12 protein-coding genes are annotated in these 12,623 nt (G+C 64.0%); 1 reads left to right on the top strand and 11 read right to left on the bottom strand.

Going from position 1 to position 12,623, the window contains the following annotated elements:
- Positions 1-11: 11 nt before the first annotated feature.
- Both ACFVSI_RS05265 and ACFVSI_RS05260 read right to left on the bottom strand, forming a co-directional pair.
- On the bottom strand, positions 12-797 hold the full coding sequence (locus ACFVSI_RS05265; RefSeq protein WP_387820405.1) for a hypothetical protein: 786 nt from the start codon (positions 795-797) through the stop codon (positions 12-14).
- Positions 798-802: 5 nt separating this feature from the next.
- Positions 803-1,198 (bottom strand): hypothetical protein, encoded by a 396-nt coding sequence (locus tag ACFVSI_RS05260; protein WP_262276124.1) that lies wholly within the window; start codon positions 1,196-1,198, stop codon positions 803-805.
- A 493-nt stretch (positions 1,199-1,691) separates the two neighbouring features.
- On the opposite strand from ACFVSI_RS05260, the gene ACFVSI_RS05255 reads away from it, so the two are divergent.
- Entirely contained in the window at positions 1,692-2,786 is a 1,095-nt protein-coding gene (locus ACFVSI_RS05255) for a pyridoxal-phosphate-dependent aminotransferase family protein (protein WP_387820403.1), read from the top strand.
- A gap of 66 nt (positions 2,787-2,852) precedes the next feature.
- On the opposite strand, the gene ACFVSI_RS05250 is transcribed toward ACFVSI_RS05255, so the two are convergent.
- The 9 genes from ACFVSI_RS05250 to gcl all read right to left on the bottom strand — a co-directional run bounded on the left by ACFVSI_RS05250 (position 2,853) and on the right by gcl (position 12,531).
- Positions 2,853-3,272, bottom strand: coding sequence for an ATP-binding protein (locus tag ACFVSI_RS05250; protein ID WP_387820401.1), 420 nt, complete (start codon positions 3,270-3,272; stop codon positions 2,853-2,855).
- A complete protein-coding gene (locus tag ACFVSI_RS05245) occupies positions 3,265-3,597 on the bottom strand; it encodes an STAS domain-containing protein (protein WP_387820400.1) in 333 nt (110 codons plus the stop codon). The genes ACFVSI_RS05250 and ACFVSI_RS05245 overlap by 8 nt, the downstream gene beginning before the upstream one ends.
- A complete protein-coding gene (locus ACFVSI_RS05240) occupies positions 3,587-5,560 on the bottom strand; it encodes a glycosyltransferase family 2 protein (RefSeq protein ID WP_387820398.1) in 1,974 nt (657 codons plus the stop codon). The genes ACFVSI_RS05245 and ACFVSI_RS05240 overlap by 11 nt, the downstream gene beginning before the upstream one ends.
- A gap of 18 nt (positions 5,561-5,578) precedes the next feature.
- Entirely contained in the window at positions 5,579-6,697 is a 1,119-nt protein-coding gene (locus ACFVSI_RS05235; RefSeq protein WP_387820396.1) for a PP2C family protein-serine/threonine phosphatase, read from the bottom strand.
- A 211-nt stretch (positions 6,698-6,908) separates the two neighbouring features.
- On the bottom strand, positions 6,909-7,379 hold the full coding sequence (bcp, locus tag ACFVSI_RS05230) for a thioredoxin-dependent thiol peroxidase (protein WP_387820395.1): 471 nt from the start codon (positions 7,377-7,379) through the stop codon (positions 6,909-6,911).
- Between the two features lie 79 nt (positions 7,380-7,458).
- The gene (locus ACFVSI_RS05225) at positions 7,459-8,211 is read right to left on the bottom strand and encodes a winged helix-turn-helix domain-containing protein (RefSeq protein WP_387820393.1); all 753 of its coding nucleotides are present in this window, start codon (positions 8,209-8,211) and stop codon (positions 7,459-7,461) included.
- 10 nt (positions 8,212-8,221) lie between these two features.
- Positions 8,222-9,571, bottom strand: coding sequence for an allantoinase AllB (allB, locus tag ACFVSI_RS05220; RefSeq protein ID WP_018778733.1), 1,350 nt, complete (start codon positions 9,569-9,571; stop codon positions 8,222-8,224).
- Positions 9,564-10,730 carry a glycerate kinase gene (locus tag ACFVSI_RS05215; RefSeq protein WP_387820391.1) on the bottom strand — a complete coding sequence of 389 codons (1,167 nt, stop codon included), beginning with the start codon at positions 10,728-10,730 and terminating at the stop codon, positions 9,564-9,566. The genes allB and ACFVSI_RS05215 overlap by 8 nt, the downstream gene beginning before the upstream one ends.
- A 25-nt stretch (positions 10,731-10,755) precedes the next feature.
- Complete coding sequence (gcl, locus tag ACFVSI_RS05210; RefSeq protein ID WP_262276115.1) at positions 10,756-12,531, bottom strand: glyoxylate carboligase; 1,776 nt, start codon at positions 12,529-12,531, stop codon at positions 10,756-10,758.
- Positions 12,532-12,623 lie beyond the last annotated feature (92 nt).

The following is a 12,623-nucleotide window of genomic DNA, read 5'->3' as shown; positions in this document are numbered from 1 at the left end:
ATGTAAAGGGCTTAACTACGCGGAGAGGAAGGGAGTGCCTTGGTTCCCAGGTTCCGCAAGGAGCCCTTCAGCACATTGCTGCCCTTGATCTGTACAAGGCAGCTCACGCCGCCGTCTGCGTCTCGTGAAAGCAGTTCGAGTTTCGCCTCATAGCGGCTGAAGGCATCTGCTGTGTAAGCATCGGCCTGCGAATGACAGTTCCCCGCCTCGGCGCCAGGGCCCGTGTACACCACTTCAGCAGTATGCGGTTGGTCGCAGCTGACATCACGGTCCGCAAAACGGTCCCAGCACTGCCTGAGCGCGGCGTGCTCCTGACCGGATAGACCATTCTGGATGGTGGCGGTAAGACCTGGGGGGACAGCCACCACGCACCCCACGCCGTCCTGCACTGTGGGAACAAGGTCATGCCGCAAGGTGTCGGCCGGGACATTTCCTCCCGCGAACTGGGTCAGCGCCTGAAGATCGCAAGGACCAGCGTCCGAAACCAGCTCGGCCGCATGCGTCCGGTCGCAGGATGCGGACGCCCACGATCCATCCAGGCAGTGTCCCTCAACAGCAGTCGGGCCAGGATCCGCGGATTTCGAGGTTTCGGTTCGAACGCTTGCCTGGCTCGACGCGGCTGTGCTTTGCGCAGGTACACTCGCTGCCCCCAGACCCGAGGATGGTCCGAAGAACTGGAGCACAAATGTGGCAACCGCCACTATCAGAGCAGCAATTGTTGCGAGGGCGGCCATTGTCCCCAGATTCAGCCACGATTTCTTGGCGGGAGGACGCTCAGGTGGGGCTGGGATGTTCATAGGCGTCAGTCGACAACGACGTCAGAGACCACAGCCAGAATGGACTTGGAATCACTGGATTGGGTGTTATCCAAGGACAATTCAATTTTTAGTGCGTTAACACCCTTGGCCGGTACAGAGATTTCCTGAATGGTGTTGAAAGGAACCTTGCGCACATCGAGTTGCTTGCCGTTGCCGACAACCCGGACCAGAAGAATCTTGTCCGAAGACTTGGAATCGTTTGCCTGGCCTACGTTGAATGTCAAGCTGTTGAAGTTATTCGCCAAGCGCAGTTCAAGGGTTTCCGGGCTTCCGTAGCTGCTGATGGTCGTGGCGATTCCGCTGACCCCGGATTTGTCCGCGACGTCATAACGGTTCTCAGTCCAGCTGCTCTCCGGTTCGAAGAAGTTGGACAACGACAATGACGAGCCTGCTTTTTCAGTGGCAAGGGCCCCTGAGGAAGCGCCCGCACTGGATGAGTTCGTGGCAGTTGGACGCGTCGACGACTGGCTCTTGGAAGGCGAAGGACTGGAGCTCGCAGAAGCAGAAGCTGACTGACTGGTTGCGCTTTGACTGGGCGTAGTGGACTCCGGTTGCTCGGAGGTTGTCGGCGCCGGTGCGGCCGGGGCAGCGCAGGATGAAGTTGCCACAGCCGCGGCAATGATAAGGACAGCTTTGAGGCCCGCGATACGTTGTTTCAAAAGATCCCCTTTTCTCCAAGCGGGCAGCACAGTCTCGGCTTTCCACACCCCTGGTTCATACCGGCATTGTGGTATTCCCCAAACTAAGGCCATGATGCCATCTGCTTGAGAAATCCATCGCTATTCTGCGGATTATGTCGCCGGTAAATTCACCTTTGGTGGTTCGCTTCGCAGGGCCGCCTCGGGCAGAATGACCTCAACTGAAGGAGTTCGCATGCCCGACATTCTGACATCCAGGTTCCTGTTCGGTCCCGGTCCGAGCAATTGCTACCCCGAAGCCATGGCCGCTCTGGCCTACCCGGTGCTGGGCCACCTTGACCCGGTGTTCATTGACCGCCTCGACCACACCTGCGAGGGGCTACGGACAGTGTGGGGCACGGCCAACGCGCGAACCCTTCCGTTGAGCGCCACCGGTTCCGGCGGTATGGAAGCGGCGTTCGTGAACACCGTGTCCGACGGCGACGTGGCAGTCATCGCCGTCAACGGACTTTTCGGGGCGCGCATGTGTGAGGTCGCCCGGCGCTGCGGGGCGACAGTCATCCGGGTGGACCACGAATGGGGACAGCCGGTGGACGCCGACCGTGTCCTCTCCGCGCACCCAAACCCCAAGGTCATCGCGGCCGTCCATGCTGAGACGTCCGTGGGCGTGCTCTCGGACATCGCTGCCCTCGGAGCAGGGAAGGGCGACGCTCTGCTGATCACAGACGCCGTCACGTCCATCGGCGGGCTGGAACTTCGGGCAGACGACTGGGGTATCGACGTCGGATACGCCGGCACCCAGAAGTGCCTGGGTGTCCCGCCGGGACTCTCGCCCTTTTCCGTGTCAGACCGCGCGTTCGAGCGCCGCATCAAGGATCCCCGCTCCTGGTACCTCGACATTGGGCTGCTCGGTGGGTATGTCGGGGCTGCTTCAGGCGCGCGGACGTACCACCACACCGCTCCCGTCACCATGATCGCCGGGCTCGAGGCCGCACTGGACCGGATCCTCGCCGAGGGTCTGGAGAACGTGCAGGCCCGGCACCGTGCGGCCGGGGCTGCTCTTCAGTCCGGGCTTCAGGAGATGGGACTGGAACTGTTCGCCGCCGAAGGCTCACGACTGCCGAGCCTCACCACGGTGAAAGTGCCCGACGGCGTCAACTCGGCAGCCGTCCGCGCTTACCTTTTGGAGCACTTCAGTATCGAGATTGGCTCCGGCGTAGGGGAGTTCGCCGACACTGTGTGGCGCATCGGCATGATGGGCCCGAATGCCAACAGTGCCTCGGTGACTTTGGTGCTGGGTGCGCTGAAGGAAGCGCTCGCGAAGGCCTGACGCTCGTTCACGTTCCGGGGGATGTGAGCGAGGGTGCGGTTCAAGCACGGGGGATGTGAGCGAGGGTCAGGTTTCGCGGGTGAGGATCCAGGTGTTGGTGCCGTCCTGGCGCTCGAACGTCACAGTTGTCACCAACGCCTCGATCAGCGCCAGCCCACGCCCCGACTCGGCATCGGAATCCGGCATCGATGCCTGCATGTCTTCGGCGAACGGTTCCCGGGCATTGTGTGCGCTGACCCGGGCCACCAAGCGGGCAGGGCGCACGCTGATGTCGACGTCGATCTCCACCGGCTTCTCTGCCGCAGGGAGCGCGTGCTGCACGATGTTCGCCGCTGCTTCAATGACCGCAGTAGCGAACGTCATCCGGTCCATGTCCGGCACAAAGGAGGCGTCGTCCCACAGGGCGTCCAGCTCGTTATGGATGGACTCGATGGCTTCGTCGTTGGAGGGCCCGTGGAATCCCCGGCGGGCGACTACATCAGTCATTGCCGAAAGCGTCTTCGGGCGTGGGGTAGGCGGTCAGGACCCGGTCCATGTTGGTCAGTTCCAGGACCATCTTGACCTGCGGCTGGACGGCGGCGATGCGCAGGTCACCACCGGCCTGGCGGGCAGCTTTGAGGCAACCGATGAGCGCCCCAAGCCCCGAGGAGTCCATGAAGTCCGTCTCAGCCAGATTGACCACCACGCGGCACGAGCCGCCGGCAACAACTTCAGCCACCACTTCGCGAAGCTTGGGCGCGGCTACCATGTTCAGCCGGCCCACGCTCTTGACCTCCGCGTAGGAGTCCTTGACCTCGTAGCTAAACTGCATCTGCATTCCTTTCTTCTTGGTGCTCAGGCCCACTTTGAGGCTCAAAACCCTTGTACAAAACTGCTTTGACCAGCACGCTCAGGACTACGAGGTCGAACGCCACCCACGCTACGTTCACCAGGGTGCCCAAGGGCTCCGACATTCCGGCGAGCAAGCGGATCAGGCCAACGATCAACGCCACTGTCAGCAGCACCGCCACGATGATCTGGGGCCGGATCAGGCTCCAACTTGGTCCGCCGCTCTGCCGGGCTTTGGGGGTGACCGCAAACCCAAGGGGACGGCCGAACCAAACGTTCCGTGCCGCCGTCGTGCAGGCTTTGATCCAGGTGGGGAACAGCGCGAGGCTGTACTGCTGCCCGCGCCAGGTGGGGATACCGTGCCCGGCCACCAGGAACAGCAACTGGTTCACCACCATGAACGGGATGAAGCGGATGAAGAAGTCGTAGCTGAGGCTGCTCACCGGGAGGATGCCGAGCGTCAGGTAGATGATGGGCGCGGCGAAATACACGACGGCGGCGAAACCGCTGAGGTAGCTCCACATCGTTGAGAAATACATGAGCCGCTGACCCCACGTGAGCCGGCGCTGGACCAGTGGATTCTCGCGCAGGAGGACCTGGATCGTACCCTGGGCCCAACGGAGGCGCTGGGTGAGCATGGTTTTGATGTCCTCGGGAGCAAGGCCGTTGGCCAGGATTTCATGGTGGTAGACGCTCTTCCAGCCCAGCCCGTGCAGGCGCATCGCGGTCGCCATGTCCTCGGTGACGGAGATGGTGGCCAGCGGCATGATCGGCTGGGCTTCGTCCGTGCGCTCGACCGAGATGGCGTCCAGGACCGCGTGGACGGATTCGAGGGCACCCAACGGCGACCAGTCACGTCCGGACATACGGTCGACGGCGTCACTCGCCACAGTGGTCACGCCCGACTCCCCGACGTGGGCAAGCTCCATCGCGGCGATTTCTTCGAGGTCCGATTGCAGCGCGGAGAAGTCCGCGGCCACAAGAGTGCGAACGGCGTCGTCCACTTTGCGGCGCACCCGGAACGTGATCTCGCTCAGGGAGGCGCCGGCGTCGAGTTCCTTCTGGGCTGATTCGGTGGCGGCCTCCACCTCGTTCAACATCTGTTCTACCAGCGGGTTTTCGGCCTCGGGGGAGCGGCGTGCCTTCTTGATGGCGGTGCGCGAGGCCGCCAGGGCGCGGCGGACGCTCTTCTCCGTGGCCTTCACATAGCCCACCAGGCCCAACTGCATGAGGGCTTCCCGGCGGAGGATGGCGTTGGATCCGCAGAAGAACGCGGCGTTCCAGCCGTCCTTGCCCTGCTGGATAGGTCCGTAGAACAGGGGTGCTTGGCTGCCCAGGGGATCGTCGGCGGGGACGTTGATGAAGTACTGCGGGGTCTGGACCAGGGCTACACGGTCGTCGTTGAAGTAGCCCAGCGTCTTGTCCAGGATGTCCGGCTCGGGGATCTGGTCGGCGTCGAGAATCAACAGGTACTCGCCCGAGGTGATCATGAGCGCGTTGTTCAGGTTGCCCGCCTTGGCGTGCCGGGGCATGTCAGGTGTCCAGTCCGCTGTGCGCGTCACATAGCCGATGCCATGGGTTTCGGCGAGTTCGCGCATCTCAGGCCGGTTGCCGTCGTCGAGAATCCAGGTGCTGTGCGGCCAGGTGATCTTCTTTGCAGCCAGGGCCGTGGTCAGGACGAGATCCAGTGGCTCGTTGTAGGTGGTGATGAAGACGTCCACCGTTGCATCCGATGGTGCCGGGGCTGGTGGCTTGCGGAACTTGATGTTCCACACCGTCAGGCCGAACAGCATCACGTCGATCAGGCTGTACGTCTCGGCCATCACCAGCGGGACCGCGATCCACCAGGCATCCCAGTTCAGCGACGCCATCCAACGCCAGGCCACATAGTTGACGCCCAGAATTACTGTCAGGACTACGATCAACCGGGTCCAGAAACGTGTCACAATCCCCCCTTTGTGGCTTTAGTGCGTTGCGTCAGGTTTACGGCGAACGACGACGGCGGTCACGTCGTCTCCGGCTGTTGCCGCTGGTGCCAGCTCCAGCAGGGCAGCGCAGACGTCGTCCGAGGTAGGGCCGGTGCGCGCCGCTTTCTCGACGTTCCGCACGAAGTCCTCCAACGACTCATGGGCGTCCAGCACCCCATCGCTGACGATCACCAGGGAATCGCCAGGCTCAAGTTCCAGTTCCGAGGCCGGCCAGTGCTGGCCATCGAGGATGCCGACGGGTGGGCCGGCCGAGATGAGCCTTTGTGCGGTCCCCTCTGCCGGGATGTGCAGCGCGAGCCCGTGTCCGGCGTCGATGTAGCTGAGCTTCCCGGAGGCGCTGTCCAGGCGTGCGTGGAACATGGTGGCGAAGGAGCCGGACTGGTCCAGGTCGGAGGCGATGGTGAGGCTGGCCGAGGCGAAGGCATCAGCGATGGCCGGGGTGTCGGCCACGGAGCGCATCACGGCCCGGACGGTGGCGGCGATCAGCGCGGCGCCCATTCCTTTGCCCATCGCGTCGGCGAAGGTCAGGTGCATGCCGTCGCGGGTCTGGTACCAGTCGTAGAAGTCCCCGCCAACGCTGCGCGTCGGACGGAAGGCGCCAGCGACGTCGTATCCTTCCAACCGGACTGTCTCGCGCGGGAGGAGGCTTTGCTGCACGACGGCCGCCCGCTCAAGTTCGTCGACCTGGCGCGGGTCTTCCGCAGGTGAGGCGGGCGTGCGGGCCCGGCGGAACAGGGCACGGATGCGGGCCTGGAGTTCCCTTGGGCTGAAGGGTTTGTTGATGTAGTCGTCCGCGCCGGTATCCAGGCCGTTAAGCCGGTCAATTTCGTCGGCGCGGGCCGTGAGCATCAAGATGTACGCGTCTGAAAATTCGCGGAGGCGGCGGCAGACTTCCATGCCGTCGATGTCCGGGAGGTTGATGTCCAGGGTCACCAGTTCGGCGTTGGTCCGGCGGACGGCCTCGACGCCGGAAAGACCGTCTGGCGCTTCTGTCACCACAAAGTCGAGCTGCTCAAGGACCAGGACGAGGAGGCCGCGAATGTCGGCGTCGTCTTCGACAACGACGGCATGGCGCGGGGGCGAGGTTGAGACCATGGCTCCATTAACTAATGCTGCTGGGTATTTGTCACGTTTAGTCACGTCAAATGAAACGCCCGCTCACTTTTGATGAGCGGGCGTTACAAGATTTGTGCAGTTATGTGAGCGGGCGTCCGGCTCAAGCACGGGGGATGTGAGCGGGCGTCCGGCTCAAGCGCGTGGGATGTGAGCGGGCGTCCGGCTCAAGCGCGTGGGATGTGAGCGAGGGTTAGACGCCCAGCAGCTCTTCCTTCAGCGCCTGGACGTGGCCCTGCGCGGAGACCTGGTACTGGGTGAGACGGACAAGGCCTTCGCCGTCCACGACGACAGTGGAGCGCACCAGGCCTTCGACGATCTCGCCGTCGACCAGCTTTTCGCCCCATGCGCCGTAAGCCAATGCCACGGCGTGGTCTTCGTCGGAGAGCAGCGGGAAGGTCAGGGCGAAGTCACCGGTGAACTTGGCCAGGGCCTCGGGGCCGTCGGGGGAGATCCCGAGGACCTCGTAGCCGGAGCCCTGCAGGCTGGCGAGGTTGTCGCGGAAGTCGCAAGCCTCGGTGGTGCAGCCGGGGGTGGCTGCCTTCGGGTAGAAGTACACAATGACGTTGCGTCCGCGGTAATCGGACAGCGAGACCTTGGTGCCGTCGGCGTCGAGCAGCGTGAAGTCAGGTGCTTGCGTTCCGACGATGAGTTTCTGGGTCATGGCGATCCTTTACATTCAACCGGTGTGCACCGGCGTTTGGTCATTCATAAAAGCGGATTCGAGATGTAGAACAGCGAACCTAGATGCTGTATTCCGCGGGTCCGCGCACTGTGGCATAGGGGCCTGGCACGAACTGGTAGCCACCACCACGGACGGTGGAGACGGTGTGGCGCGCGGAGCCGAGCTTCCGCCGCACCCTTCCAACATAAACGTCGATCGATCGAAAAGCCGCGCCGGGAAGGTCAAATGACTCCAGGAAACGTTGCAATTCTTCACGACTGATGGCCCGCGAGCAGTTCACCACCAGGTAGCGCAGCAGCTTGTATTCCATGCCAGTAAAGGAAACCGGCTCGCCATCAAGCAGGACTACTTCAGCGGCGAGGTCCACCGCAAGTCGGCTGCGACGGCTCGCCAACGTTACGGGCTCGACGGCGGTGCTGCCGCCCGCTTGGGTGCCGTCGCCGCCGTCGGAATTGGCTTTTGAACGGGCCTCAGCGAGGGCATCGGCGAGTGAAAGCGAGCCGTTGGTACCGGCGTCGGCGGCTTCCTGCGGAGTGCCGCCCCAGGAAGTGTCGCCGACGCCGGAGTGCTGTGCCCCGATGGCGGGCCAGATGCGGACTTCCGCCTCCGGGGCAAGTTTCATGGCGCGGGCCAGCACAAGGCGTGCTGCCCGCTCCCAAATTTCAGGATCCACGGGGTCGCCCCCGGCCGGGTTGACCCAGAGCGCGAGGCCGTGTGCTGTGAGGCCTTGCTGCCGCGCGGCCCCCGGCGCTCCATTGCTGGAGCGCCGGGGGAACCGTGCGGGCGGTGGCCCATAGGCATTGACTGCCATGGTGGTGGGCCTAAACGTTGCCGCGGCGGAGCAGCTTGCCGCCGGGGTTCTGGCCGTCGATCGGGGTGCCGCGCAGGTAGGTCTTGCGGACGACGCCGGCCAGCGGACGGCCGTCGTACGGCGTGATCGGGTTCTTGTGCTTGAGCTTGGTGACGTCCACAACGAAGGCTTCGTCCGGGGCGAAGATGGAGAAGTCGGCGTCGTAGCCCAGGGCGAGCTGGCCCTTGTTGTGCAGGCGGGCCAGTGCGGCGGGCTTCTCGGCCATCCAGGAGACAACCTGCTCCAGCGGGATGCCGCGGTGGCGGGCCTCGGTCCAGATCAGGGACAGGCCCAGCTGGAGAGAGGACACGCCTCCCCAGGCCACTGCGAAGTCACCGTTCTCCAGGTCCTTCAGGTCCAATGTGGAGGGGGAGTGGTCCGAGACGATGCAGTCGATGGTGCCGTCCTGCAGGCCCTTCCAGAGGAGCTCGCGGTTGGAGGCCTCACGGATGGGCGGGCAGCACTTGTAGGCCGTGGCGCCGTCGGGGATTTCTTCGGCCATGAGCGTCAGGTAGTGCGGGCAGGTCTCAACGGTGAGGTTGACGCCGTCGCGCTTTGCCGAAGCGATCATGGGGAGCGCGTCGGAGGAGGAAAGGTGCAGGATGTGGGCGCGGGCGCCGGTCCAGCGGGCGCGTTCGATGACCTCGGCGATGGCCTTGTTCTCGGCGCCGCGGGGGCGGGAGGCGAGGAAGGTTTCGTAGTGGTCGCCGCCCGGGTGCGGGGCGCGGTCGATCGCGTGGGAGTCCTCGGCGTGGACGATCATGAGGGAGTCGAAGGACTTCAGTTCCTTCATGTCCTCTTCCATCTCGTCCGCATCCAGGTGCGGGAACTCGTCCACGCCGGAGTGGAGGAGGAAGCACTTGAAGCCGAAGACGCCTTCGTCGTGCAGCGGGCGGAGGTCGGCCTTGTTGCCCGGGATGGCACCGCCCCAGAATCCGACATCCACGAAGGCCTGGTCCTTGGCGACAACACGCTTCTGCTCCAGGCCGTCCACGGTGGTGGTGGGCGGGATGCTGTTCAGCGGCATGTCGATGATGGTGGTCACGCCACCGGCAGCAGCGGCGCGGGTGGCGGAGGCGAAGCCTTCCCATTCGGTGCGGCCGGGCTCGTTGACGTGGACGTGGGTGTCCACCAGGCCGGGGATGAGGGTTTCGTCGTCCGCGAGTTCGATGACCTCATTGCCCGTCAGGCCGTTGCCCAGGGGTTCGATGGCGACGATGACGCCGTCGCGGATACCGACTTCGCGTGCTGCGAGGCCGGCAGTGGTCAGGATGCGCTGTCCCCGGATGACGAGGTCATAGGCGCCGATTGCTTCAGACATTTAGGTACTCCTTGTTTTCGGTCCGTTCCGCCAGGTACACGCCTATGTGCTTACCTAATTGTTCAAGCAACGGACCTGCTTCAGCGATACATTTTTGGACGTCTTTTTCCAGGTCGGTCAGTGCGTGGACCGTGTGGAAACCGGCGTCGTTCAGTTGTTCCCGGCTCAGCGTACTCCGGCCGCAGACTGCGATCACGGGAACGCCCTGCCGTGTGGCTGCCCTTGAGACACCCATGGGGGTCTTGCCGAGCAGGCTCTGTTCGTCCAGGCTGCCTTCACCGGTGATCACCAGGTCGGCGCCCTTCAGTTTGTTTTCCAGCTCAGTGAATTCGAGTACGACGTCGATACCCGGCCGCCGCTCTGCCTTCAGTGCCGCTATGGCAATGTAGCCAACGCCGCCCGCCGCGCCTGCGCCTTCAGCTTTGGCCGCGAACTTGGCGTGTTGCCCGGTCGCTGCGGCGAGGACGTCGACGAAGTGGCTCGCGGCTGCGTCCAGTTCGGCTACGTCGTCCGGCGTCGCGCCTTTTTGCGGACCGAAGATGGCTGGGGCTCCGCTGGCCCCCAAAAGGGGATTGTCGACGTCGGACGCCAACACGAACTCAGTGGCTTCGATCCGTACGTCGAAGTTGGCGAAGTCGATGCTGTCGAGCTGGGCGAGGGCGGCGCCGCCGCCGGGGAGCTCGTTGCCGTTCTTGTCCAGGAAGACGGCGCCGAGGCCCTGCAGGACACCCGCTCCTGCGTCGGTGTTGGCGCTGCCGCCCACGCCGAGGATGATCTTCCGGCAGCCGAGGTCCAGTGCGGCGCGGATCAGCTCGCCCGTGCCGATGCTGTTGGCGGTCTTGGCTGTTTTCGACGTTGGGCCCTCGGGGAGGAGGGCCAAGCCGGAAGCTGCCGCCATTTCGATGACAGCTTCCTCGCCGCGGATGGCGAAGTCGGCCTTGACCGGTTCGCCGAGCGGGCCGGTGACGGTGGTGGTACGGCGGGTGAAGCCGGAGCCGATGGCGGCGTCGATGGTTCCTTCGCCGCCGTCGGCCACCGGAATGCGGGTTGCTTGTATGCCCTGGCCGAAGCCCGCCAGCAGGCCTGTTGCCAGGTGCTCGGCGACCTCGGGCGCGGACAGCGAGCCCTTGAATTTGTCCGGGGCGATGACAACACGCATTCCGGTGCCTCCTTACTGTTTCTCTTTAGGCCTTGGTCAGGATCGCGGTGGGTGCGTCCGCCGCGGTCTCGGCCAGCTCTTCGAACTCGTTCACGCCGTTGATCTCAACGCCCATGGAGATGTTGGTGATCTTTTCCAGGATCACTTCAACAACCACGGGAACCTTGAATTCGCCGGCCAGTGCCTTGGCCTTGTCGAAGGCGGCGGGCAGGTCGTTCGGGTTCTCAACGCGGATGGCCTTGCAGCCCAGGCCTTCGGCAACCTTGATGTGGTCAACGCCGTAGCCGTTGGTCTCCGGGGAGTTGATGTTCTCGAAGGCCAGGGAAACGTTCTGTTCCATGTTGAAGCCGCGCTGGCTCTGACGGATCAGGCCCAGGTAGGAGTTGTTCACCACAACGTGGATGTACGGCAGGTTGAACTGTGCGCCCACGGCCAGTTCTTCGATCATGAACTGGAAGTCGTAGTCACCCGAGAGGGCAACAACGGTGGCGTCCGGGGTGCCGCGTACAACACCCAGGGCTGCCGGTGCGGTCCAACCCAGCGGGCCGGCCTGGCCTGCGTTGATCCACTTGCGGGCACCGAACACGTGCAGCATCTGAGCACCGGCGATCTGGGACAGACCGATGGTGGACACGTAGGTGGTGTCCTTGCCGAAGGCCTTGTTCATCTCCTGGTACACGCGCTGCGGCTTGATGGGCACGTTGTCGAAGTTGGTCTTACGGTGCAGGGAACCCTTGCGCTCCTGGCACTCGGCAACCCAGCCCGAGTAGTCCGGCAGGGTCTTGGCTGCCTGGCGCTCGCGTGCCAGCTCCAACAGACCGTCCAGCGCCGCACCGGCGTCGGACGCAATGCCCAAGTCCGGGGAGAAAACGCGACCGATCTGGGTCGGCTCGATGTCGATGTGCACGAACTTACGGCCTGCCGTGTAGGTGTCCAGGCCGCCTGTGTGGCGGTTGGCCCAACGGTTGCCGATGCCGATGACGAAGTCGCTCTGCAGGAAGGTTTCGTTGCCGTAACGGTGCGAGGTCTGCAGGCCAACCATGCCGGCCATCAGCTGGTGGTCGTCCGGGATGGCGCCCCAGCCCATCAGGGTGGGGATGACAGGAACGTTCAGGATCTCGGCCAGTTCAACCAGCTGGGCCGAAGCGCCGGCGTTGATGATGCCGCCACCGGCAACGATCAGCGGGTGCTTGGCGGCGGTCAGCAGGTCCAGGGCCTTTTCCAGCTGCTTGCGGGAAGCCTTGGGCTTCTCCACGGGCAGGGGCTCGTAGGCGTCGATGTCGAACTCGATCTCGGCCATCTGAACGTCGATGGGCAGGTCCAGCAGAACCGGGCCCGGACGACCCGAACGCATTACCTGGAAGGCCTTCTGGAAAGCACCGGGAACCTGGCCCGGCTCCAGGATGGTCATGGCGAACTTGGTGACCGGCTTGGCGATGGACTCGATGTCCACGGCCTGGAAGTCTTCCTTGTGCAGCTTGGCAACGGGTGCCTGGCCGGTGATGCAGAGCATCGGGATGGAGTCGGCCTGGGCTGCGTAGAGGCCAGTGATCATGTCGGTGCCGGCGGGGCCCGAAGTGCCGATGCAGACGCCGATGTTGCCATCAGCTGCGCGGCTGTAGCCGTCGGCCATGTGGCTGGCGCCTTCAACGTGGCGGGCCAGCGTGTGGCGGATGCCGCCGTGGGCACGCATTGCCGAGTAGAAGGGGTTGATTGCTGCGCCTGGCAGGCCGAACGCCTCTGTGGCGCCTTCCTTTTCCAGGATGGCTACGGCCGCATCAACGGTACGCATCTTTGCCATGGTGTGCTCCTTGAAATCTTGGGTTCGCCCCGCGTTCGGGGCGGAAAAAGGGTGTGGTGAGGGAGCCGCCGTCGTAATTTACGATGGCGGGT

This window comes from Paenarthrobacter sp. NPDC057981 (assembly GCF_042886835.1).
In the GTDB taxonomy this organism is placed as follows: domain Bacteria; phylum Actinomycetota; class Actinomycetes; order Actinomycetales; family Micrococcaceae; genus Arthrobacter.
Note: the sequence above shows the minus strand (reverse complement) of the source record. Positions and strands in the feature narration are given on the sequence as shown.

Bases quoted from the DNA above. Each gene is read 5' to 3' on its own strand.
- ACFVSI_RS05265 (WP_387820405.1), bottom strand. From the start codon at position 797: ATGAACATCCCAGCCCCACCTGAGCGTCCTCCCGCCAAGAAATCGTGG.
- ACFVSI_RS05255 (WP_387820403.1), top strand. From the start codon at position 1,692: ATGCCCGACATTCTGACATCCAGGTTCCTGTTCGGTCCCGGTCCGAGC.
- ACFVSI_RS05250 (WP_387820401.1), bottom strand. From the start codon at position 3,272: ATGACTGATGTAGTCGCCCGCCGGGGATTCCACGGGCCCTCCAACGAC.
- ACFVSI_RS05245 (WP_387820400.1), bottom strand. From the start codon at position 3,597: ATGCAGTTTAGCTACGAGGTCAAGGACTCCTACGCGGAGGTCAAGAGC.
- ACFVSI_RS05235 (WP_387820396.1), bottom strand. From the start codon at position 6,697: ATGGTCTCAACCTCGCCCCCGCGCCATGCCGTCGTTGTCGAAGACGAC.
- bcp (WP_387820395.1), bottom strand. From the start codon at position 7,379: ATGACCCAGAAACTCATCGTCGGAACGCAAGCACCTGACTTCACGCTG.
- ACFVSI_RS05225 (WP_387820393.1), bottom strand. From the start codon at position 8,211: ATGGCAGTCAATGCCTATGGGCCACCGCCCGCACGGTTCCCCCGGCGC.
- allB (WP_018778733.1), bottom strand. From the start codon at position 9,571: ATGTCTGAAGCAATCGGCGCCTATGACCTCGTCATCCGGGGACAGCGC.
- ACFVSI_RS05215 (WP_387820391.1), bottom strand. From the start codon at position 10,730: ATGCGTGTTGTCATCGCCCCGGACAAATTCAAGGGCTCGCTGTCCGCG.
- gcl (WP_262276115.1), bottom strand. From the start codon at position 12,531: ATGGCAAAGATGCGTACCGTTGATGCGGCCGTAGCCATCCTGGAAAAG.